Source organism: Streptomyces sp. NPDC088812, assembly GCF_044750285.1.
In the GTDB taxonomy this organism is placed as follows: Bacteria; Actinomycetota; Actinomycetes; order Streptomycetales; family Streptomycetaceae; genus Streptomyces.
Map to the genome: position 1 here is coordinate 183854 of NZ_JBIVJP010000013.1, position 23039 is coordinate 206892.

Annotated in this window: 15 protein-coding genes and 1 pseudogene; all 16 read left to right on the forward strand. The window is 75.4% G+C overall.

The annotated features are described in order from the left end of the window. The first annotated feature begins 61 nt into the window (after window positions 1-61). Entirely contained in the window at window positions 62-586 is a 525-nt protein-coding gene (locus ACIP67_RS23530) for a hypothetical protein (protein WP_401694293.1), read from the forward strand. A gap of 455 nt (window positions 587-1041) precedes the next feature. Next, a complete protein-coding gene (locus ACIP67_RS23535; RefSeq protein ID WP_401694294.1) occupies window positions 1042-3195 on the forward strand; it encodes a hypothetical protein in 2154 nt (717 codons plus the stop codon). Window positions 3196-3340: 145 nt separating this feature from the next. Beyond that, window positions 3341-3862 (forward strand): annotated as a pseudogene (locus tag ACIP67_RS23540) (hypothetical protein); the annotation flags it as partial. Window positions 3863-4048: 186 nt separating this feature from the next. Further along, the gene (gene pelF, locus ACIP67_RS23545; RefSeq protein ID WP_401694388.1) at window positions 4049-5563 is read left to right on the forward strand and encodes a GT4 family glycosyltransferase PelF; all 1515 of its coding nucleotides are present in this window, start codon (window positions 4049-4051) and stop codon (window positions 5561-5563) included. Continuing rightward, on the forward strand, window positions 5560-6975 hold the full coding sequence (locus tag ACIP67_RS23550; protein WP_401694296.1) for a hypothetical protein: 1416 nt from the start codon (window positions 5560-5562) through the stop codon (window positions 6973-6975). Before pelF ends, ACIP67_RS23550 begins: the two co-directional genes overlap by 4 nt. Before the next feature lie 302 nt (window positions 6976-7277). Beyond that, window positions 7278-8279: a GDP-mannose 4,6-dehydratase gene (locus tag ACIP67_RS23555; RefSeq protein ID WP_401694298.1), complete on the forward strand. Its 1002-nt coding sequence runs from the start codon at window positions 7278-7280 to the stop codon at window positions 8277-8279. Between the two features lie 45 nt (window positions 8280-8324). After that, window positions 8325-9038: an NDP-sugar synthase gene (locus tag ACIP67_RS23560; protein ID WP_401694299.1), complete on the forward strand. Its 714-nt coding sequence runs from the start codon at window positions 8325-8327 to the stop codon at window positions 9036-9038. Between the two features lie 7 nt (window positions 9039-9045). Further along, window positions 9046-9942, forward strand: coding sequence for an NAD-dependent epimerase/dehydratase family protein (locus tag ACIP67_RS23565; RefSeq protein ID WP_401694300.1), 897 nt, complete (start codon window positions 9046-9048; stop codon window positions 9940-9942). Next, window positions 9939-10604, forward strand: a complete 666-nt coding sequence (locus ACIP67_RS23570) for a spherulation-specific family 4 protein (protein WP_401694302.1) — start codon at window positions 9939-9941, stop codon at window positions 10602-10604. The genes ACIP67_RS23565 and ACIP67_RS23570 overlap by 4 nt, the downstream gene beginning before the upstream one ends. After that, a complete protein-coding gene (locus tag ACIP67_RS23575; RefSeq protein WP_401694303.1) occupies window positions 10601-11446 on the forward strand; it encodes an endo alpha-1,4 polygalactosaminidase in 846 nt (281 codons plus the stop codon). The genes ACIP67_RS23570 and ACIP67_RS23575 overlap by 4 nt, the downstream gene beginning before the upstream one ends. Before the next feature lie 173 nt (window positions 11447-11619). Continuing rightward, window positions 11620-12978 (forward strand): macro domain-containing protein, encoded by a 1359-nt coding sequence (locus ACIP67_RS23580; RefSeq protein WP_401694305.1) that lies wholly within the window; start codon window positions 11620-11622, stop codon window positions 12976-12978. Then, window positions 12971-13384, forward strand: coding sequence for a CATRA system-associated protein (locus tag ACIP67_RS23585; protein WP_401694307.1), 414 nt, complete (start codon window positions 12971-12973; stop codon window positions 13382-13384). The genes ACIP67_RS23580 and ACIP67_RS23585 overlap by 8 nt, the downstream gene beginning before the upstream one ends. After that, on the forward strand, window positions 13381-15357 hold the full coding sequence (locus ACIP67_RS23590) for a CATRA conflict system CASPASE/TPR repeat-associated protein (protein ID WP_401694309.1): 1977 nt from the start codon (window positions 13381-13383) through the stop codon (window positions 15355-15357). The genes ACIP67_RS23585 and ACIP67_RS23590 overlap by 4 nt, the downstream gene beginning before the upstream one ends. 146 nt (window positions 15358-15503) lie before the next feature. Next, complete coding sequence (locus ACIP67_RS23595; protein WP_401694310.1) at window positions 15504-17255, forward strand: hypothetical protein; 1752 nt, start codon at window positions 15504-15506, stop codon at window positions 17253-17255. Then, the gene (locus ACIP67_RS23600; RefSeq protein WP_401694312.1) at window positions 17252-18865 is read left to right on the forward strand and encodes a hypothetical protein; all 1614 of its coding nucleotides are present in this window, start codon (window positions 17252-17254) and stop codon (window positions 18863-18865) included. The genes ACIP67_RS23595 and ACIP67_RS23600 overlap by 4 nt, the downstream gene beginning before the upstream one ends. Before the next feature lie 478 nt (window positions 18866-19343). Continuing rightward, window positions 19344-22976 (forward strand): CHAT domain-containing protein, encoded by a 3633-nt coding sequence (locus ACIP67_RS23605; protein WP_401694314.1) that lies wholly within the window; start codon window positions 19344-19346, stop codon window positions 22974-22976. The last annotated feature ends 63 nt before the right edge of the window (window positions 22977-23039 follow it).

The following is a 23039-nucleotide window of genomic DNA, read 5'->3' on the forward strand; positions in this document are numbered from 1 at the left end:
CGCCACGGAGGCAACCCGCGGTGCAGACGGCGCACTCGCCGCCTGCCTAGCCTCCCGGCCCATGCGATCACCACTGATGAGACGCCTCGGCCTCAGCACCGTCCTCGCCGTCGTGCTGGCCGTGTTCGGCCTGGCCCCCAGCGCGAGCGCGGACCCCGCGCCGGCCGAGCTGACGTTCGCCACCGACACCGCGACCACCACGCCCGGCGGCACGGTGAACCTGTCGATGACGATCACCAACAACAAGACCTACGACATCTGGTTCGTGTACCAGACGATCGACCCCACGTGGCTGACCACCCAGCGCCCCGACCTGACGTACTCCTTCACCGGCTGCGCCCTGGCCACGGCCGCCGGCTCCACCCCCTGCTCCGGGACCGGGCCCGCCGACCTCGGCGCCAACTACGGCACCACCGTCCCGCCCGGCCAGAGCCGCACCGTGACGCTGACGCTCCAGATCGCCGCCGACTCCGGCTGCAACGGCAACGTCGGCTTCTACTCGTACTTCTACGCCGAGTTCAGCGACAGCACGAGCATCAGCGGCGGTCCGGTGTACACCCCCGAGACCCGCGTGCTCTGCGCCTGACGGCCCGACGGGGTCCGGGCCGACGGCGCACCGGCCGGCAACGCCCCGGCCGGCAACGCCCGGGGTGACAGGGCCCGTAGTGACTCGAAAGCAGTCTGTGATCAGTCACACACAGCGGTGTGGACCACTGGCACCGCGCCCGGCGGGCCCGACCGACCCGCCGGAGCACCGCACACGGCCCGGACCTGCACACCGACCGCTCCCGCCCGTCACGCACCCCTCGCCCCGACGGGCGGCCGAACGCTCAAATCCGTTCCAAAAACGCCCTGATGGCCACCTGCACTTTTCCGTCATGTTTCGCAGCATGACCGCAAAAGCTACACACAGCCATCACCATGTGACGCGACGGATGCGTCGACGACCGGCTTCTGAGGGGGACGCCGGCGTCGCGCAAGGGGGTGCGTCCGCTCCACGGGAGCCGTGCCCACCCCCGCCCGGGAGGGGGACTTCACCGCATGAAGCGGACCATACGCACCGCCGTGCTGACGGCGGGCGTACTCATCGCCGCGCTGGGCCTGCCGGCCGGCACGGCCCACGCCGACACCACCGCACCCCGCGTCGACCTGCGGGTGCTGGTGGTGAGCGACGGCGGCCCGTCGACCGCCGCGATCGCGGCGGAACTCGACGCGGCGGGAACGCCGTACACCGAGATCGACCTGACCCGGTCCGACCGGACCGTGATCGACGCCGGGTTCCTCGCGGACACGGTGGACGGCCGGCCGCGGGCCAGGTTCCAGGCGGTCGTGCTGCCCAACGACAACCCGTTCGCGGCCGGTTCCACCGAGATGACGGCGCTCGCTGACTACGAGCGCACGTACGCCGTGCCCCAGGTCGACGCCTACACCTACGCGCGTCCGGAAGCGGGTTTGCAGTACCCGGTGTACGGCGGCTACTCCGGCAGCCTCGACGGGACGGAGGCGTCGGTCACGGCCGCCGGGCAGGCGGGCCCCTTCGGCTACCTCGACGGGGCGGTGCCCTTCGAGGACAACGACCCGGCCGTGGGCGAGAGTTACGCCTATCTGTCGACGCCCGCGACCGGCGCGGACTTCACCTCGTACGTGGACGCCCCGATCCCCGGCGGGACGACGCGGGGCTCGCTGGTGGGCGAGTACCGGCACGACGGGCGGCGCGAGCTGGTCGTCACCTTCGTCTACAACCAGTACCAGCAGCAGTTCCGGCTGCTCGCCCGCGGCATCGTCGAGTGGGCGACGCAGGGCGTGCACCTGGGCGCCTCGCGGAACTACTTCGCCGTGCACGTCGACGACGTGTTCGCCGCCGACGACCGCTGGAACACGACCCTCAACTGCACGCCCGGCGACGTCGACTGCACCGACCCGAACGCCACCCCCGACCCGATCCGGATGACCCCCGAGGACGTCGACCAGGCCGTCTCCTGGCAGAACGAGCACGGCTTCACGCTCGACTTCGCCTACAACGGCGCCGGCAGCGTCGACCACCGGGAGGACAACGGCGGCGTCGACCTGCTCGCCGACGAACTGGTCGCCGACCGGGCGCAGTTCCGCTGGATCAACCACACCTACACGCACGCGTTCCTCGGCTGTGTGCAGGACACCACGGTCGTGCCCTGGCGGTGCGCCACCGACACCGCCGGAACCGTGCAGTGGGTGAGCCGCGCCGAGATCTCCGACGAGATCGCCACCAACCGGGTCTGGGGGGAGACGGCCGGACTGCCGCTGGAGGACGACGAACTGGTCACCGGAGAGCACTCCGGCATGAAGGTGCTGCCGCAGCAGACCGAGGACAACCCCAACCTGGCGCTCGCCCTCGCCGACAACGGCATCGCCTGGCTCGGCTCGGACAACTCCCGTGAGCCCGACCAGCGCGCGGTCGGCACCGCCACCACCGTGCCGCGCTACCCGGTGAACGTCTTCTACAACGCGGGGCGCGCCGCCGAGCAGGTCGACGAGTACAACTGGATCTACACCAGCCGCGCCCAGGGCGGCAGCGGGATCTGCGAGGACAACCCGGCCACCACGACCTGTCTGACGGCCCCGCTCGACCCGGCCACCGGCTACACCGAGCACATCGTGCCGCTGGAGACCCGGATCGCCCTCGGCCACGTCCTCGCCAACGACCCGAAGCCGCACTTCATCCACCAGTCGAACCTGGCCGAGGACCGGATCGCCTACCCGGTGCTCAGCGGCGTCCTCGACGGCTACGCGGCGCTGTTCGCCGACGACACCCCCGTGGTGAACCTGCGGATGAAGGACATCGGCACCGAGCTCCAGCGCCGTGCCGCCTGGCGGGCCGCCCTGGAGGCCGGGCAGGTGACCGCCTACCGCATCGGCGACACCGTGACCGTGGAGGCCCCGGACGGGCTCGCGGTCACCGCGACCCTGCCCACCGGCACGACCCTGGCGGGCGCGGCCTTCGGGGAGGCCTACGCGGGCGCGGTGTCCGGGTGGACGCCGTCCGGCGGCACCCCGCTCACGTTCGCCCTCCCGGCCGCCGCCGACGCCGCCGACGAACCGGCCGCCGGCACCACGTCCGCCGCCGCCACCGCGTCCGCGGAGGTCACCGCGCCCGCGCCGGACACCCGCGTCCCGGCGGGCGTGACCCGGCAGGTGCCGTACACCACGCGCGACTGAGGCCTTCCCCACCGGCTCCCGGGCGCGTCCGGGAGCCGGTGGAGAGGCCGGTCGGGGCGCCGGTCCACGGCCGGTTGCACAGCCGGCCGTCCTCCCCACCGACGGGCCTCCCCACCGACGGGCCGGTCCGTGGGCGGGCCGGTCCGTGGGCGGGCCGGTCCGTGGGCGGGCCGGCAGACCGGGGCCAGGAACGGGGCTCGGACCGAGCGGCGGACCGGAGCCAGGGACCGGACTCGGACCGGACTCGGACCGGGCTACGGACCGGACTCGGACCGGTCGGCAGACCGGAGCCAGGGACCGGACTCGGACCGGACTCGGACCGGGCTACGGACCGGACTCGGACCGGTCGGCAGACCGAGCTACGGACCGGCCTAGGAACCGTGGGCAGACCGGCTCACGGACCCTCCGGCCAACCGGCCCACGCACCCGTCCGCCGATCGGTCCACCGGCCCCGCCGACGAACCGGCCCACGGATCCGTCCGCGCACCGGCTCACAGCCCCCCGCCGGCGGACCGGACCGCGGACCGGACCGCGAACCGCTCCGCGGACCGGCCCCCGCGTTCGCCGACGGACCCGGCCCTCGGCCGGTCGACGGACCCGGCCCGCGGCCCGGCCGACGGACCGACCGACAGACCGACCATCGGACCAGCCGACGGACCAGCCGACGGACCAACCGACGGACCAGCCCTCGGACCGGCCGTCGGCAGACCCTTCGATCCAACGGTTCCGGCCGCTCTCCACCCAGGCCGGGACCACCACAGGCGAAACGGTTCCCCCCAGGAGCCGACCGCAGTCGGGCGACCGGCCCGGCGCGGACCACCCCACACCCACACCTCGGCCGTGGAGCACACCGATGCACGATCCCCACGGCGCGCGACGCCCCGGCGCAACGCGCGTCACCCTGCTCACCGAAGGCACCTACCCGCACAGTCACGGCGGCGTGAGCGTTTGGTGCGACCAGCTCGTGCAGGGCATGCCCGATGTCGGCTTCGACGTCATCGCGGTCACCGGCACGGGCCGCGAACCCCTGGTGTGGGAGCTGCCCGCGCACGTCTCACGCGTGCTCTCCGTCCCGATGTGGGGCGCTCCACCCGAGGGCCGCCCGCCCCGCGGCCGCCCGCGCGACCGGCTCGCCACCGCCTACGAGGAGTTCCTCACCGCGCTCCTCGACCCGCGTGCCGAGGGCGGCTTCGCGCCCGCCCTGTACACGATGGCGCGGTCGGCCGCGGACGGCGGGCTCAGCGCCTTCCTGCGCGGCGACCGGGCGGTCGCCCTGCTGACCGCCGTCTGGAACCGGCCCGGGCTCACCGTGCGCGAGGCCCGGCCGACCGTGCACGACGCGCTGACCGCGACCGCCCTGCTGGAGCACGCGCTGCGCCCACTGGCGGCGCCGCCGCCGGAGACCGGAGTCGCCCACGCGGTCAGCGGCGGGGTCGCCGTCCTGCCGGGCCTCGCCGCCCTCGAACGGCACGGCGTCCCCCTGCTGCTGACCGAGCACGGCGTCTACCTGCGCGAGCGCTACCTCGGCTACCGCACCGCCCCCTATCGCTGGCCGGTGAAGGCGGTCGTCCTCGGCTTCTTCCGGCTGCTGGCCGAGGAGACGTACCGCCGGGCCGCCCTGATCACTCCCGGCAACCGCTACAACCGGCTGTGGGAGGAACAGGGCGGTGCCGCCCCGGAGTCGATCCGCACGGTCTACAACGGGGTGGACCCCGCCGCGTTCCCGCCGGCCGGGCCCGAGCCGGAGGCGCCCACCCTGAGCTGGGCCGGCCGGGTCGACCCGATCAAGGACCTGGAGACCCTGATCCGCGCCTTCTCCCTCGTCCGGGCCCGCCGTCCCGAGGCCCGATTGCGGCTGTTCGGCGGGACACCGCGCGGCGGCGAGGCCTACCGGGAGCGGTGCGAGGCGCTGGCCGCCGAGCTGGGTCACGCGGACGCCGTCACCTTCGAGGGCCGCGTCGACGACATCAAGGACGCCTACGCCGCCGGCAGCGTCGTGATGCTCTCCAGCATCAGCGAGGGTTTCCCGTTCACGCTCATCGAGGCCATGTCGTGCGGCCGGGCGACCGTCTCCACCGACGTGGGCGGGGTGCGGGAGGCCGTCGGCGACACCGGGCTGGTGGTCCCGCCGCGCGACCCGGCGGCGATGGCCGCGGCGGCGCTGGAGCTGCTCGCCGACCCGGGGCGGCGGCGGGCGATGGGCGAGGCGGCGCGGCTGCGGGTGATCGAGCAGTTCACCCTGCGGCAGACCGTCGACACGTTCCGGTCCATCTACCAGGAGCTGCCCACGGTGGGGCGGGGCGTGACGGCGGGCGACGTCCGCGTCGAGCGAGCGGTCCCGACGGTCACGGGGAGCCTCGCCGGATGAGCGGCCCGATATCCCTCGAACCGGGCGGCGCCGAACGGGACACGCTCGCGCTCCGCCTCGCCGGGACCCGCCCGCCGCGCCGCCGCCCGCGCTGGGCCCTGGACGACACCACGCTCGCCATCCGGTTGCCGGGCACCGGACCGGACGAGGAGGCGGTCAGCGCCCTCGCCGCCGAACTCGCCGACCGCATCGGCCCCGCCGTCCACCCCTACGAGGTGGCCGCGCTGCTGGAGGCGGAGGGCCTGCCGGGCTCGGTGATCAAGGAGCGGTACGGCCACCCGGACCTGTTCTCGCTCGCCGCCGCGCTGTACGAGCGGGTGCCGCGCACGTTCCCCGATCCCGCGCCGACGGCCGACCCGTGGCGCCCGGACACCGTGCGCTGTCTGCTGCGGGGCGTGCTGTTCGCGCTGCCCGGCCTCGCCTACCTGCTCACGGCGCCGCTGTGGGACGCGGGCCGGCACACCGCCGTGCTCGTCGTGGCGGGGCTGGTGTCCTGGGCGTGGGGGCAGGCGCTGGGCCACCGCGCCCATCTGCGGAGGGCGACCGGGCCGCGGGAGGCGGGCCGCACCCTCCTGGTGGGCGCGCCGGTGGGGGCCGTGGTGGCCACGGCGGCCGCCGCGCTGCCCGCCGGGGGCGGGCCGGTGACCCTGGTGGCGGCCGCACAGTCGGCGTACCTCGCGGCGGCGGGCGTGCTGCTCGTCCTGGGCCGGGAACGGCTGCTGTCGGCCGCGCTCGCTCCCCTGGTCGCGGGTGCCGCCGTGCTGCCCTGGGCGGAGCCGGGCCCGTGGCTGCGGGCGGGGCTCCCGCTGCTGGCGCTGCTCGCCGTCCTCGCCGTCACCGGCCACGCCCTGCGGGCCGCGCTCGCCGCGCCCGCCGTGCCCGGCGCCGGCCGGCCGCCCGTGCTGCGGTCGCTGCCGTACGGCCTGTTCGGGCTGGCGGCGGGGGTGCTGGTGCTGCTGGCGGGAGAGCGGGAGCCGTACGCGGTGATCGTGCTGACGGTGAGCATGGGCCCGGCGGAGTGGCTGCTGTACCGCTACCGGGGGCTGTCGGTGGCCGCGCTGCGCGCCGCCGCCACCCCGGCGGGGTTCTTGCTGCGTTCGGCCGGCGTCCTCGGCCTGTGCCTGACCGCCTACCTCCTGCCGCTGCTGCCGGCGGCCCTGCTCACCGGCGCCGAACCGGCCGTCGTACTGCCCCTGGCGGCGGCCCTGTGGACCGCGCTGCTGCTCCAGGCGTTCGGGGCGGCCTGGCCGTCGGCCGCCATCTGTCTCACGGCGGCGGGCGGTGCCGGGGCGGCCGTCCTCCTGCACCTCCCACCGGGCCCGGCCGTGCTCCCGCTCGGCTGCGGTGCCGCGGCGCTCTGTCTGGCGGCGTGTGCGCTGCGGCTGCTGGGCCGCCCGGCCGCGCACGCCTGAGACCACCCGCCCCGCCCTGCCGCGCACGCCTGAGACCACCCGCCCCGCCCGGCCCCGCAGCACCACCGCACCACAGCCGCCACCACCACAGCCGCCGCACCGATCCGCACCGATCCGCACCGATCCGCTCCGCTCCAATCCGCACCGATCCGCTCCGGTCCCGATCCGCACCGCCCGGCTCCCTACCCCCCGGGCCCGACCCGCACCACCACCCCGTGCCACCGCCGCGCACCTTCACCCCGCACCTTCACCCCGCACCACCACCCCGCTCCTCCCCTCCACCGACCGAAAGGACCACCGAGTTGACCTCCGCACCGCTCGCCGCCGTCACCGGAGCCGAGGGTTTCATCGGCTCCCATCTCACCGAGGCGCTGGTCGCCTCCGGCCACCGGGTCAGGGCCATGGCCCAGTACAACTCCTTCTCCTCCTACGGCTGGCTGGAGACGCTGCACCCGGACGTCCTGGACCAGGTGGAGGTCGTCCTCGGCGACGTCCGCGACCCCGGCTCGGTCCGCGGGCTGCTCGACGGCGCCGACACCGCCTACCACCTGGCCGCGCTGATCGCGATCCCGTACTCCTACCAGGCGCCGCACAGCTACGTGGACACCAACGTCACCGGCACCCTCAACGTGCTGGAGGCGGTCCGTGCCCTCGGCACGCCCCGGCTGGTGCACACGTCCACGAGCGAGACGTACGGCACCGCGCGGACCGTGCCGATCACCGAGGACCACCCGATCAACACCCAGTCGCCGTACGCCGCGTCGAAGGCGGGCGGGGACCGGCTGGCCGACAGCTACCACGCCAGCTTCGGCACGCCGGTGGTGACGCTGCGGCCGTTCAACACCTTCGGGCCGCGCCAGTCGATGCGGGCGGTCATCCCCACCGTCATCGGCCAGGTCGCCGCCGGGGAGCGCACGATCACCCTGGGCGACCTGCGTCCCACCCGTGACTTCACCTTCGTCGAGGACACCGCGCGGGCCTTCCTCGCGGTGGGCACCGCGCCCGCGGAGCGGGTCGTCGGGCGCACCTTCAACGCCGGTACCGGTGGCGAGATCTCCGTGGGGGACCTGGTCGCGCTGATCGGCAAGGTGATGGACACCGCCCTCGACGTGCGGGAGGACGCCACCCGTATCCGGCCCGCGAACTCCGAGGTGATGCGGCTGGTCGCGGACGCGAGCCGGCTGGCCGCCGCCACCGGCTGGCAGCCCGCGCACACCCTGGAGGACGGGCTCGCCCGCACGGTGGAGTTCTTCCGCGACCCGGCCAACCTGGCCCGCTACAAGACCGGCATCTACAACATCTGACCCCCTGCCCGGATCTGACCCGCACATCCACGAAGGAGGAGTCCCATGCACGCAGTGATCCTGGCGGGAGGCAAGGGCGTCCGGCTGCGCCCTTACACCACCGCGCTGCCCAAGCCGCTCGTGCCCATCGGCGACCAGCACGCCATCCTGGAGATCGTGCTGCGCCAGCTCGCCTCGGCCGGCTTCACCAGCTGCACCCTCGCCATCGGCCACCTCGGCGAGATCATCCGCGCCTACGTCGGCGACGGCTCCCAGTGGGGCATGGCCGTCGACTACGCCACCGAGGAGAGCCCGCTGGGCACCATGGGCCCGCTGCTGAACCTGCGCGACCGGCTGCCGGAGACGTTCCTGGTGATGAACGGCGACGTCCTCACCGACCTCGACTACGCCGACGTGCTGCGCCGGCACCGGGAGTCGGGCGCGCCGCTGACCATCGCCACGTACGCCCGCACCGTGAGCATCGACTTCGGGGTGCTGACCACCGACGACAGCAAGGTCGTCGCGTTCACCGAGAAGCCGAGCATGGACTACCGCGTCTCGATGGGCGTCTACGGCCTGTCCCGCGCGACGCTGGAGGGGTACACGCCGGGACTGCCGCTCGGCTTCGACGAGCTGGTCCTCGACCTGTTGCGGGACCGCAGACCGCCGCAGGCCTACGAGTTCGACGGCTACTGGCTGGACATCGGCCGCCCGGACGACTACGACCGGGCCAACGCCGAGTTCACCACCCGCAAGTCGCTTCTGCTCAAGGGAGCCTGAGCACCGCATGCGCATCCTCGTCCTCGGTCACACCGGCTATCTGGGCGCCCACGTCGCCGGGCGGCTGAGCGCCCTGCCGGGTGTGACGGTCATCGGCGCCGGCCGCTCGTCCGCCGCCGCGTTCCCCGTCGACCTCGCCACCGTCCGCCCCGCACGGCTGGCGAAGGCGCTGGCGTCGGCGGTCCCCGACGCCGTCGTCAACTGCGCGGGGGCGACCGGCGGCGACGCCGTGACCCTCGCGGAGGTCAACGCCCGTGGCCCCGCGGTGCTGTGTGCCGCACTGCGCGAGGCGGCTCCCGCGGCCCGCCTGGTCCACCTGGGCTCGGCCGCCGAGTACGGCCCCGGCGCGCCCGGCCTCGCGGTGACGGAGTCGGCGGCCACCCGGCCGGCCGGACCGTACGGCGCGACCAAGCTCGCCGGCACGGCCGCGGTGACCGCGTCCGGTCTGGACGCGGTGGTGCTGCGGGTGGGCAACCCGGTGGGGCCGGGGGCGCCGCCCACCGGCCTGCCCGGACGGACCCGGCGGCTGCTGCGGGCCGCCGGGCCGGACCCGGACGCGGTGCTGCGGCTCGGGGACCTGTCCGCGTACCGCGACTTCGTCGACGTACGGGACGTGGCGCGGGCCGTCGCCCTCGCGGCCACCGCGCCGGGTCCGCTGCCGCCGGTCCTCAACGTCGGCGGGGGCCGGGCCGTCCCGGTGCGCGAGCTGGTCCACGGCCTGGCCCGACGGGCCGGGTTCCGGGGCCGGATCGAGGAGGACGCCGGGGGCTCGGCGGGCTCGGCCCGGTCGGCGGAGGTGTCGTGGCAGTGCTCCGACATCGCCGCCGCCGAGGCGGCCCTGGGCTGGCGGCCCGCGCACACGCTCGAGGAGGCGCTGGCCGCCCTGTGGGAAGGCGACCGTTGAACCTGCTGGTCCCGCTCTACGTCCACCCGGCCGACGACCCGGGGGCCTGGCACCGGCTGATCACCGCCGCCCCGGACACCTACGGCGTCGTCCTCAACCCGGCGAACGGGCCGGGCGAGCGCCCCGACCCGGCGTTCATCGCGGCGGCCGCGGCGCTGCGGGCGGCCGGGGGGCGGCTGCTGGGCTACGTCGACACCGACTACGGGGTGCGCGGCCGGGCCGAGGTGAGCGAGGACGTCCGCCGGCACCGGGAGTGGTACGCGGCCGACGGCTGCTTCCTCGACCGGGTCACGGCGACGGCCGAGGGGCTGCCCGCGTGCCGCCGGCTGGTGCGGGCGGTGCGCCGGCTGGGGGCCGGGACGGTCGTGCTGAACCCGGGGGTGCACCCGGCGCCCGGGTACGCCCGTCTCGCCGACCTGACCGTCACCTTCGAGGGCCCCTGGTCGACGTACGTCTCGTCGTTCAGCCGGCCGGCGTGGACCGCCCGCCACCCGCCCGGCCGGCTGTGCCACCTGGTCTACGGGGTCCCGCGTGCGCTCGTCCCGCTCGCCGTGCGCACCGCGCACGAGCGGGGCGCGGCGGTCTGCGGGCCCGTGACGGGGCACCTTCCCAACCCCTGGGCCTCGTTGACGCCCGCGCTGAACGACGGGACGGAGCGATGAGAAGCAAGGCACTGGTGTACGTGACCCTGCTGGCCGCGCTCGCGGCCTCGACGCTGACCGGCTGTTCCGACCCGGACGGCCCCGACAACCCCGACGGTCCCGACGGCCCGCGCCGGTCCGCCGACGGGCGCGGCACGGCGCAGGCCCGCTGGCAGCCGCGCCCCGGCCTGGCCTGGCAGTGGCAGCTCGACGGCGCGGTCGACCCGTCGGCCGACGTGCCCGTCTACGACATCGACGGCTTCGAGAACTCCGCTGCCGACGTCGCCCGGCTGCACCGCGACGGGCGCAAGGTCATCTGCTACGTCAACGTGGGCGCCTGGGAGGACTTCCGGCCCGACGCCGACGCATTCCCCCGCTCGGTGCTCGGCGGGCCCAACGGCTGGGAGGGCGAGCGCTGGCTGGACATCCGGCGGATCTCCGTGCTGCGCCCCCTCATGGAACGGCGCTTCGACATGTGCCGCGACAAGGGCTTCGACGCGGTCGAGCCCGACCTGGTGGAGGGCTACGGCGACGACACCGGTTTCCCGCTCACCGCCGGCGACCAGCTCCGCTACAACCGCATGATCGCCGCCCTCGCCCACGAGCGGGGCATGGCGGTGGGCCTGAAGAACGACCTCCCCCAGATCCCGCAGCTGCTGGCCGACTTCGACTTCGCGGTCAACGAGGAGTGCGCGCAGTACGACGAGTGCGGGCGGCTCACCCCGTTCATCGAGGCCGGCAAGGCGGTCTTCCACGTGGAGTACGCCGAGCCGACGGCCGCCTTCTGCCCCGAGGCGCGGCGGCTGGGGCTGTCGTCGATGCGGAAGGAGCCGGAACTCGGGGTGTGGCGCAAGCCCTGCTGACGCCGCGGGTGCTCCGACGAGGAGTGACGGCTGCGTCCCTTGTGACGGGAACGCACGTTCTGTCGATCGATCCACCGAAGGACCCTCATTTATGCCATTGGCAGGTTATAGACTTCCGTCCCTGCCCGCGTCTGGGGGACGGGCAGGCAGACCGGCCACCTGGAGACCATGTGGTGCGCATTCGTGTGAAGGTCCTCGGCTCCGCGTGTCTCGAACTCGACGGTGCGCGCGTCCGCCTCTCGCCGCAGGCCGTGAAACTCCTGCTGCGTCTCGTCGCCGCCGACGGCGACACCATTCCCGCCGGGCGGCTCTACGAGGAACTGTGGGGAGCCCCGCCCGGGCTGCGCATCACCCGCCTGCACCGCACGGAGGTGCAGAAACGGGTCCACGAACTGCGCCGTGCCATGGCGGCCGGACCACCCGGCGACCAGGCCGGCCTGTTGCGCACCGAGCAGTCCCTCACCGGGCGGGACCCGGTGTCGGCGTACCGGCTCGTGCTGGACCAGCACCAGTTGGACCGCCTGGAGTTCGAACGGCTGGTGAACCAGGCCACCCACGCGGCGCCCGGCCACGCCGCTGCGATGCTGAACGAGGCGCTGCGCCTGTGGCGGGGCACCCCGTTCGAGGAGGTGGCCACCTCCCCCTTCGCCCGGCCCGTGGTACGCAGGCTCACCGACCTGTACGACACGGCCCGCCGCGAACTGGTCCGCGTGCACGCCGAGTTGGGGCAACTGCACCTGGCCCTGCCGATCGCCGAGTCACTGGCCCGCCAGGCGCCCGGCGACCCGGAGTCCGCCCGCACGCTGCGCGCCCTGCGGGAGAGCCTGCGGGCCCGGCACGGCGACGAGGTGCTGCGCCACGAGATCCGGCCGCTGCGCACCACGATCGTGGTCAAGCGGGGCGACCTGTTCGACCAGGACGACGCCAATGTCGTCGTCGGGTTCGGCGACACCTTCGACACCTCGACCGACGAGGACGTCGTCATCAGCCGGGACAGCGTGCAGGGCCAGTTGCTGCACCGGGTGTACGGCGGCAGCCGCGAGGACCTGGACCGCCGGCTGCGCAAGGCACTGCGCGGGGTGACCCCCGCCGGGGTGGAGAGCGTCCGCGAAAAGCCGCGCGGCAAACGCGTGCGCTACCCGGTCGGCACGGTCGTCCCGCTGCCGCTGCCCGGCAGACGGATCTTCGCCACCGTCTACTGCCGGCAGGGCAACGACCTCGTCACCCGCGGCACGAAGGACCAGCTGCGCGCCGCGCTGGACCGGCTGTGGGAGTCGGTGACCGTGCACGGCCTGTACAAGCCGGTGGCCGTCCCGCTCGTCGGCTCCCGGCTCGCCCGGATCGACGGGCTCGGCGACGAGGAGTCCATGCGGATGATCGTGGAGACCTTCCTGCGGGCGTCGCGCAGCACCCCCGTCGCGCCCGAACTGCGCATCGTCGTCCGCACCTCGTCCCTGCAGCGGATCCGCATCTGGGACGTGGCACGGTTCGTGGAGCGCCTGGACGGCACCGGGCGGTACGCCGATGAGTGAGCCGATGCGCGAGCCGATGCGTGAGCTGCCGCCCGCACTGCGCGAGGCCGCCCTCGTCGTCCTGCGGGACGTACGGCTGTGGCGGTTGCCGCCCGACCGGTGGGAGCGGCTGGCCGGCCTCCTCGACACGGTCGCGGGCGCCCTGCGCGCGGGCGACGCGGACCGCTTCGACCAGGCCACCGTGGACCTGGGGCTGGCCGGGCCCGTCCGTATCACCCGTATCGGTGACACCCGCCGCGGCTCCCCCCGGGAATCCGTCCCCGCACCGGCACCGCCGCCGGTCCGGGAGCGCCTGAACCATCTGATCCACACCCTGTCGGGCGGCCCCGGCGGGACACCGGACGAGGACGGCCGTCCCCGGGACGACGGCCCCCGCGGGGGGCAGCGGGCCGGCGGACGTCCGTGACCGGGCCGGCCGGACTCCTCGACCAGCACCTGGTCGTCCACCTCTACGCCCCCGCCGAGGGCCCCGGCGCGCCCGCCGCCCACCGCGCCCTGCACGCCCTGTGGAACGGCTGCCGCCTGCTCTTCGGCATGACCGAACCGATCGCGGGAACCGGACTGCCCCCTGTGCCGCCGGCCGACCTCGGCGCGCTGCCGCTCGGCGCGGAGCGGGCGCTGGCCGCGCAGGAACGCCCCGGCACGGACTGCCAGGCCGTCCTCCGCCTCCACCAGGACGTCCTCAACCTGTCGGTGTCCCTGGCGGCCGACCGGCCCGCCGGGCGCACCGGGCCCCCCACCGGCCTCACCGGGTTCACCGGGTTCACCGGTCCCACCGGGCCCGCCCGGGGCGAGGAGGGCGAACGCTGGCGGGCCCCCAACCGCGCGTGGTCCGCCCTCACCGACCGGCACGCCCCGCACCTGCTGGGCCAGGCCCGCCTCTACCTGGCGCGCGTCCCCTCCGCCGAGGAGGTCCGCACCTGCGCCCCGCCCCTGTACGCACGGCTGCACCGCCTGCTGCCCGCCGAGGCGGTCCGCGCCTCCCCCGCCTGGCGGCGCGGCACCCCCCACACCAGCGGCCTGGCCCTGTGGGAGACCGGGGACGACACCGACGGACGCGCCCTGCGCCGCTTCCTGGTGGCCGTCGCCCCCGACGCCGATCGGGCGGCGAGCGCCTGGCTGTGGTCCCGGGGCGACACCGCGCTGCCCCCGTTCGCCCGCTATCTGCTGCACGCCGCCAAACTCCGCTACCAGCTGCGGGTGTGGCAACGCGACAACCAGGCCCGGGAGCTGCGGACGGCCCTGGAGACGCTGGGCGCGGAACTGCGCCGGCTCGGCGCCGGCGACCGCGCGACGGCCGAACTGCTGCGGCTGCGCCGGCTCGACTCGCTGCTCTTCCTCAACGACCTGCGCGCCCTGCGCCGCACCGTGGACATCGCCGCCGACAACCTGCGCCGGGCCGTCGGCCTGCCCCGGCCGGCCGGCCCCGGCACCCCGTTCGCCGACGACGCCGACCTCGCCCGCTCCTTCCTGGAACGGCTCGACGACGACCTGGCGTACCTCGGCCTCGCCGCCGACGGCGCCGGGGAACTGGCCGCGGCCCACCCCGCCCCGGCCCCCGGGCCCGTCACGCCCCCGCCCGCACCCCTACCGGGAGCCGTGCCGGACCACGCCATGACGAACGGCGCCACGACGGACCGCGCCACGACAGACGGCACCACCACGACGGACCGCGCCACGGGGATCGGAGCGACGGCCGAACCGGCAGCCATCCCGGCAGCCATCCCGGCAGCCGCTCTGGTCCCCGGGCCTGCGGCCCCCGCTTCCGGGCCCGTCGCGCCCCTTCCGGGGCCCGACGGCGGACCCGGCAGTGAACCCGGCGGCGACCGTTCCCGCAACGTCTTCGTCGTGCACGGCCGGGACGCCCCGGCCCGCGACGCGTTCTTCGCCTTCCTGCGCGCGCTCGGCCTGTGTCCGCTCGAATGGGAGGACCTGGTCGCCCTCACCGGCAGCGCGTCCCCGTTCCTGGGCGAGGTGATCGCGCGGGCCATGCCGTACACCCAGGCCGTGGTGGTGCTGATGACCCCCGAGGACGTCGTCCGGCTCCACCCCGACCTGCACGAGACGCAGGAGGCGGCGCACGAGGCCCGCTGGTCGTTGCAGGCCCGTCCGAACGTGCTGCTCGAACTGGGCATGGCCCTGGTGACCCACCCCGACCGGACGGTCATCGTGGTCGCCGGCGACCAGCGGCCGGTGAGCGACCTCGGCGGGCGCAACTTCGTCCAGATGTCGGGGGCGCCCGGCTTCCGCGCCAAGGTCGCGAGCCGGCTGCGGCTGGCGGGCTGTCCCGTCGACACGGACGGCCAGGACTGGCTCACCGCGGGCGACTTCACCGCCCTCACCGCCTACGACCGCCGCCCGCCCGGGGCCGGCCCGTGACCGGCCCCGTCCGGCCGGGCCCGCCCGCGCCCCGCCCCGCCCCGCCCCGCCCGGGAAGCGGAGGGGAAGCGCACGGAAGCGGCGGGAAGCACGGGGAAGCACCGGGGTGGTGTCGTCGGAAGCGGCGGCGGGGGTGAGGTCGGGGCATGGCGGAAACACAGAGCAACGACACCAGCCGGCGGCCCTCGCCGGACACCACGCTCGAACTGCTCAGGGCCCTCTTCCAGGACCGGCCCGGACTGCTGCGGGCCGTGACGCTCGGCGACCTCGAGGGCCGCGGCGTGGTGGAGGAGATCCAGTCCCACGACCGGCTGTTCGGCCTGCCGGTCTTCCAGTTCGCCGTGGGCCAGACCGGCGCCGGCAAGACCTCCCTCGGCAACCTCCTGTTCGGCGAGCGGGCGATGCGCTCGACCGGCTACCAGGACTGCACCGACTACATCGGCATGCTCAGGCTCCGCAGCGACCTGTGGTACTTCGACACCCCCGGCGCGGGCGGCGACGAGCAGTACGAGAACTTCGCCCGGCTCGCCCTCGGCCTCGAACAGATCCGGGGCAGGAAGGCGGAGTCGTTCGAACTGCTCGACTTCACGGACGCCTCCCTGGAGGGCGGGAAGGTGGTCGGCGTGCTGCGCACGGAGGTCGCGGCGGCCGACCGCGACCGGGAGTTCGGCGAGAAGTACCCGCCGGACGTCATCGTCTACCTCGTGGTGCCCCAGCGCCTGTTCCTCCGTCCCGACCAGGACTACCTCAGGGACATGCTGGAGCGGTACGGCGACAAGGTCGTCGTCGCCCTCAACACGTGGGAGAGCGCCACCCGGGACGTCGACGTGCTCAACGTGCGCCGGCAGATCACGTCGGTCTACCAGGACGTCTTCGGCGCCTCGGTCGAGCCCCGGTTCGTCCGGTTCGACGCCCTGAGCGGCACGGGCGTCCACGACCTCACCCGGGCGCTGTGCCAGGTGATCGCCCCGGAGAAGCTCGGCGGCATGCAGGCCGTCCTGGACGGCGACCTCAAGGAGCACGCCCGCCGGGAACGCAGCCTGCACTACCGCCGTACGGTCAACCGGATCGCGGCCCGGCTGGCGCTCAACACCGTGGACCAGCAGACCGGGAACCAGGACCTGGTGGCGGTCGCCGCCAAGGGCGTCAGCCAGTTCGGGGTGCTCACCTTCGAGGCCGGGGCCGCGGCGGCCGCCCTCCGGGACGCGCTCGCGGAACTGGTCGACCGTGAGGCGCGGTCGGTGCGGGAGAAGCAGTCCGAGAAGATCGTCACGAAGGACGCCGAGACCCGCAAGCGCGACATCGTCACCAGGGAACCGCAGTTCGACCTCGTCGAGACGACCCGCAAGAAGAAGCAGAAGATCACCCGTGAGGTCGAGCAGGTCACGGGCGCGGGCTTCCTGAACACGCTCAAGGAGCACGCGAAGGCCACCGTCGACCAGATCGACAACGCCCTGGGCGGCGGCGGCTGGGACAAGCACGACGCGCTGCGCGAACGGGCCCGGCGCAACTCCGTGCACCGGACCACCAGCACCGTCCAGGAGGAGGTCGAGGTCCCGGTCACCGAGATCCGCCAGAAGGTCGTCGGCTACCAGGAGAAGGTGCTCGCCACCGTCGAGGAGGTCGTGGGCGTCACCGAGCGCGTCATCGGCACCAAGGCGCTCAAGGGCGGGCTGCCGGTGATCGAGCTGCTGCTGTCGGTCGGGACGGGCGTGGAGGCGTACTGCGTCGCCGAGGACGGACGGGACGGCATCGACACCTACGTGGAACGGGAGCGGCAGCGGATCGCGATCGTGCTGGACCGGGCCGAGCCGCAGCTGTCGAAGCTGCTGCTCGAGGGCCACGACGCGGAGGAGGAGATCGCCGTGCTGCTCGACCGTCTCCTCGCCACGTCATGAGCGCCCGCACGAGGGGGCAGACGCCGCTCACCCTCGACGAGCCTTCCCTCGGCGACGTGCGCGCCGCCCTCGTCCAGAAGCGGCTGGGCACGGCCCGCGCCACCACCGCGGGCCGACTGCCCCGGCTGGTGTCCACCGGCCGGACCGGCAGCGGCAAGTCCACGCTCGGCAACCTCCTGGTCGGCTCCGACGACCTGCTGCGCTCGACCGGCTTCCAGGACTGCACCGACGCCGCCCACGTCCTCCGCTTCCCCCGCGGGCTCACCTACGTCGACCTGCCCGGCGTGGCCGGCGACGACCGGCTGGAGAACTTCAACCGGGCGGCGCTGGGCCTGCCGCAGACACCCCGGTGGCCGACCGTGGACACCCTGCGGGTCCTGCGGTACGAGGAGCGCCGGCAGGTCGCCGACGACACCCACCCCGCCACCGGTTCCCCGCCCGACCTGCTCCGCCCCGACCTCGTGCTGTACCTCTGCGCCCCGCACCAGGGCGTCGGACGGGCCGAGCAGCCGTACATCGTGGACCTGCTCGGCACCCTCGGCACCGAGCGCGTCCTGTTCGTGCTGAACCTCTTCCACGACGAGGCCGGCCGGCGGCTCGCCACCCCGCAGAACCTGGAGGACGCGCACGCCGCCCTGGCGCGCTGGCACCAGGAGGCGGGCCGGCGGCTGGACACCTCGCGGATCGTGCCCATGGACTGCCGGTCCGGGGCGGGGCTGGCGGGGCTGCTGTCCGCGGCCCGCGACTGCCTCGGCGGGAACACCGCGCTGACCGAGATCTTCACCTACCAGCACGAACGGGCGCCGCGCCTGTACCGCCGGGAGGTGCAGCAGGCCGTGGTCCGGTTCGCCGCACAGGTCGCGGCGGTCACGCCCGCGTCGGACGCCACGGCCGGCGAGGTGCCCGTGGCGGCCGCCCGGCGGCTCGTGGAGTACGCGGGCCGCCTCGCGGGCGGCGGCGGCCGCAACCACGGCCCCTGGCTGAGGCGCTTCGAGGCCCTCACCGCCAAGGAGCTCGCCGGCCTGCGGAAGGTGGCCACCGAGCCGGTCATCGAACGGCGCTCCAAGGACGTCTACGAGGACGTGCCGCGCTACGACTGGGTCAAGGAGACCGACTACAGCCGGCCGGTCTACGAGACGCGCCGCCGCAAGGTGAAGGTCTCGCCCGGCGACTTCGACGAGTTCCTGGACGGCATCGGCAACTGGCTGGGCGGCGACGGGTTCGTCGCCGAGCGCTGGGTCAGCGAGGAGGTCCTCGTCGGCTACAAGAAGAAGAAACGGCAGGTGGTGACCGGCTACGACCAGCGGTACGTGCGCACCGACCACTGGGACGAGACGGTCGGCGTCCGCGAGGTGGCCGTCACGTACGACCCCCTCGGCATCCGGGGCGTCACCCTCGCCCTCACGGCCTGGCACGCGGCCCTGTCCACCGTCGCCGGCCAGGCCCCGGGCCCCCTGGACACCGTCCGCCGCGACATCCACCGCCGCATCGAACGCCTCGGCTCCACCCCGGCGGCCCTCGCCGCCAAGGCGGAGCAGATCCTGCCCGAGAACACCGGCCGGCTGCTGGAGGCGGTTCTGCGCGCCGGGGAGACGGGGGGTTCCGCTTGAGACGGGGGGCGCCCGCGAGGCGGCAGCGGGCACGGGTGCCGGGCCGGGAGCACGGATGAGTCACGGGGAGCCGCCCCCGGCCGAGCGGCCGCCGTTGCCGCCGACCGCCATCACGCCGGCGCCCCCTCAGGGGGCGTCCGGCTCGGACGCAGGCCGCGGGCTCGGCTCGGACGCAGGCCGCGGACCCGGCTCGGATGCAGGCCAGGCGTCCGGCTCGGACGCAGGCCAGGGGTCCGCCTCGGGCAGGGGCTGGGCGTCCGGCTCGGATGCAGGCCAGGCGTCCGGCTCGGACGCAGGCCAGGGGCCCGGCTCGGGCAGGGGCTGGGCGTCCGGCTCGGACGCAGGCGGGCTTGCGGGCGGGACTCCCGCGCCGGGCCCTCCCGCCCCGGGCGGCCCAAACCCGGGCGGCCCCGGCCCGCTCGGCCCCGGCCCGCTCAGCCCCGACCCGAGCGGCCCCGACCCGAGCGGCCCCGGAGCGGTGGAGGCGTCCGGTGGTCCGGGGGTCTCCCTCGCCCGGGCCCTCTCCCTCGCCCGGCGCGCCTTCGCCGCGCGGGAGCGTTTCGACCGTGGTGTCGGGGGTGCGGCGGCGCTCGAGGAGGCGATCGCCTACGTGCGGGAGGCGTTGGCACTGCCCTTGGCGGAGCCGGGGCTGCGGGCGGTGCTGGCCGGCCGGCTGTCCTCGCACCTGTACCACCGGTGGCGGCTGTCCGGCCGCGCGGAGGCACTGCAGGAGGCGGTGGCGCTGGGGCGCGCCGCGCTGCTGGAGGGCCGGCATCCCGATCCCGTCGAGGTCCACCGCAACCAGTGCGGCGCGCTCGTCGCCCTGTTCGAGACGACGACGGACCTGGCGCTGCTCGACGAGGCGGAGCAGCACGGTAGGCGGGCGGTGCGGCTGAGTCCTCCGGGCCATCCGGCGCGGCCGGGCTGTCTGTCCAACCTCGCCCTGGTGCTGCACCGCGTCCACCAGTTCCGCCACGACCCGGCCGCCCTCGACGCGGCCGTCACGGCCGAGCGGGAGGCACTGGCCTGCCTCGCGCCGGACGATCCGCTGCGCCCTCGCCACCAGCACAACCTCGCCGGTCACCTGCGGGCCCGGTACGACGCCACTCGCGACCTCGACGCGCTGGAGGAGGCCTGCGCGCTGGGCCGGTCGGCGGCCGGGGCCCTCGGTGACCCGCTGCACCAGGTGTCCGCGGCCGGCGCCCTCCTCACCCGGTACCTGGCGCGCGGCGACCCCGCCGACGCGCACGAGGCGCTGGCCCTGGAGGAACGGGCCCTGGAGCGTGTCGCGCCCGACGATCCGCGCCGTCCCGCCTACCTCGACATCACCTCCGCCACCCTGGGCCACCTGGCCTCACGCACCGGGGACGCCGGATGGGCCCGCCGGGCGGTGGCCGTCTCCGCGGAGGCCGTCGCCGCCACCCCGCCCGGTCACCTGGACCGGCCCGGCCATCTGCGCACCCTGTCGTCCCACCGCCTGGCCCTCTTCCGGCTGACCGGCGACACCGAGACGCTGAGAGCGGCGGTGCGGGCCGTGGAGGAGTCCCTGGCGGCACTGCCGACGGCCCGTCCGGAACGCGGGGCCTGCCGCTCGGTGCTCGTGGAGGCGCTGGTCACGCTGTACGACCACACCCAGGAGCCCGGTCTGCTGGACGACGCGGTGCGGGCCGCCCGGGCGGCGCTGGAGGAGGGCCCGGAGTCCGGTGCGCAGCGCGTGCCCTGGCTGAACAACCTGAGCGGCACGCTGCGCGCCCGTCACTGGCTCGACCGTGACCGCGCGTACCTGGACGAGGCCGTGGCGACCGCCCGGGAGGCGGTGCGTCTGGCCGGCGACGACCCCCGCCTCCCGCTGTACCTGGGCACGCTCTGCTCGGCGCTGCACGACCTGGACGGGGTGACGGGCGGCGACCTCGGCCTGCGGACGGAACTGGTGGCGGCGGCCCGCCGCGCCCTGGCCCACACGCCCGAGGACTCCCCCGACCGGGGTCGGCGCACCGGCGAACTCGCCTGGACGCTGGTCCTGCTGGCCCGCGCGCCGGGCGTCGCGGAAACCCCCGCCGGGGAGGCGGCGACCGAGGCGGTGGCCCTGGCCCGGCGCGCGCTGCGGGCCCTTCCCGGGGAGCGGGCGAAGCACGCGGCAGTCGCACTGACGCTGGGAACGGCGCTGGTCGCGCGCTACGGGCCGGGCCCGGACGGTTCCGGCGGTTCCGGCGGTTCCGGCACTTCCGGCGGTTCCGGCACTTCCGGCGGTTCCGGCGGTTCCGGCGGTTCCGGCGGTTCCGGCGGTTCCGGCGGTTCCGGCGGTTCCGGCGGTTCCGGCGGTTCCGGCGGTTCCAGCACTTCCAGCACTTCCGGCGCTTCCGGCGCTTCCGGCACTTCCGACGGCGCCTCGGCCTCCGGTGCGCCGGCCGACCCGGTGGCGCCGGAGCCCTCCCCGCCCTCCCCGCCCGCGCCGCCGCCCCCGTTGCCCCCTCCCTGGGCCGAGGCGGCGGAGGTCCTCGCGGCGGGCGCCGCCGCCACCGCCTCCCTCCCCCAGGACCGTCTGGAGTGCGCCCGTGCCCTGTGCGCCCTGTGGTGGGCCGCCGGCCGTCCCGCCGAGGCGCTGGACGCCGTGGAACAGGCGGTCGGCCTCCTGCCGTACGTCGCGCCGCGGCACCTGGCCCGCAGTGGCCGGGAGCGCGGTCTGGAGCGGCACGCCGGTCTCCCGCAGCAGGCGGTGGCGGCGGCCCTCGCGGCGGGACGGCCCGGGCGCGCGGTGGAACTGCTGGAACGCACCCGGGGCGTCCTGCTGGGCGAGGCCGTCGAGGCCCGTGACGGCCCGGCGGCACTGCCCGCGCCCCTGGCGGCGGAGTTCGTACGGCTGCGGGAACTGCTCGCCGTACCGCCGCGGTGGGCGCACGGCCCGCCGGACGACCGGCTGGGCGTCCTGGCGGAGGGCGAGCAGCGCCGGGTCCTGGCCGCCCGCTGGGAGGACCTGCTGGAGCGGAGCCGGCGCGTCCCCGGTCTCGCGGACTTCCTGCGCCCGCCCGCACTGCCGGAGCTGGTGGCGTCGGCGGCGGACGGACCGGTCGTCATGGTCGTCGAGGGCCCGGCCGGCGGACACGCCCTGATCGTCGGTGCCGCACCCGCCGGCCGGGGCACCGACGCCGGCGCCGACGGGGTGACGGTGGTCCCGCTGCCCGCGCTGACGCCGGGCGCCGCGCACAACCGGGCGGCCCGTCTGCGGGAGCCGCTCGGCAGGGGCGAGCCGCTGGACCGCCGGGATCTGCTCGGGCTCCTGGCGTGGCTGTGGGAGGCGGTCGCCGGGCCGGTGCTCACCGCCCTCGATCCGGCCCCGGGCTCCCGCCTGTGGTGGTGCCCGACGGGCGCGCTGGCGCTGCTGCCGCTGCACGCGGCCGGCCGGTACGACACGGACCCCGCCGTCGGCGTCCTGGACCGGGTGGTGTCGTCGTACACGCCGACCCTGCGGGCCCTGGCGTACGCCCGCTCCCGGGTGTCCGCGGCGGACGGCGGCGCACTGGTCGTCGCCGTACCGGAGCCGGAGTCGGCCTGTCTCGGCCCGCTGCCCGGTGCGGTCCGGGAGGCGGAAGGGGTGGCCCGCCGGCTGCGCGGGGCGCGGATGCTGTGCGCGGCGGAGGCGGACCGGGCGTCGGTGCTGGCCGCGCTGCCCCGGCACGCGGTGGCGCACTTCGCCTGCCACGGGGCGGGCGACACGGTGTCCCCGGCGGGCAACGGCGTCCTGCTGGCCGACGCCGACGGCGTTCCCCTGACGGTCGCGGCGGTGGCCGGGCTGGATCTGCGGGGCGCGGCGCTCGCCTATCTGTCGGCGTGCGGCACCAGCGAGACGAGGATCTCCCTCGCCGACGAGTCGGTGCACCTGGCCTCCGGCTTCCAGGTCGCCGGGTATCCGCAGGTCGTCGGCAGTCTGTGGAGCGTCCCGGACCTGGCCTCGGCCCGGGTGGCGGACGCCTTCTACGCCCACGCGGCCGACGACGGGCGGCTGGTCCCGGCCCGCGTCCCGCACGCCCTGCACCACGCGGTGCTCGCCCTGCGCCACCGCTACCCGGGCAGCCCCGAGCTGTGGGCACCGTACGTCCACCACGGCGCGTGAGACCAGGCGGGCGACCGGGCGGGCGACCGGGCGGGCAATACGGCGCGTGAGACCGGGCGTCCG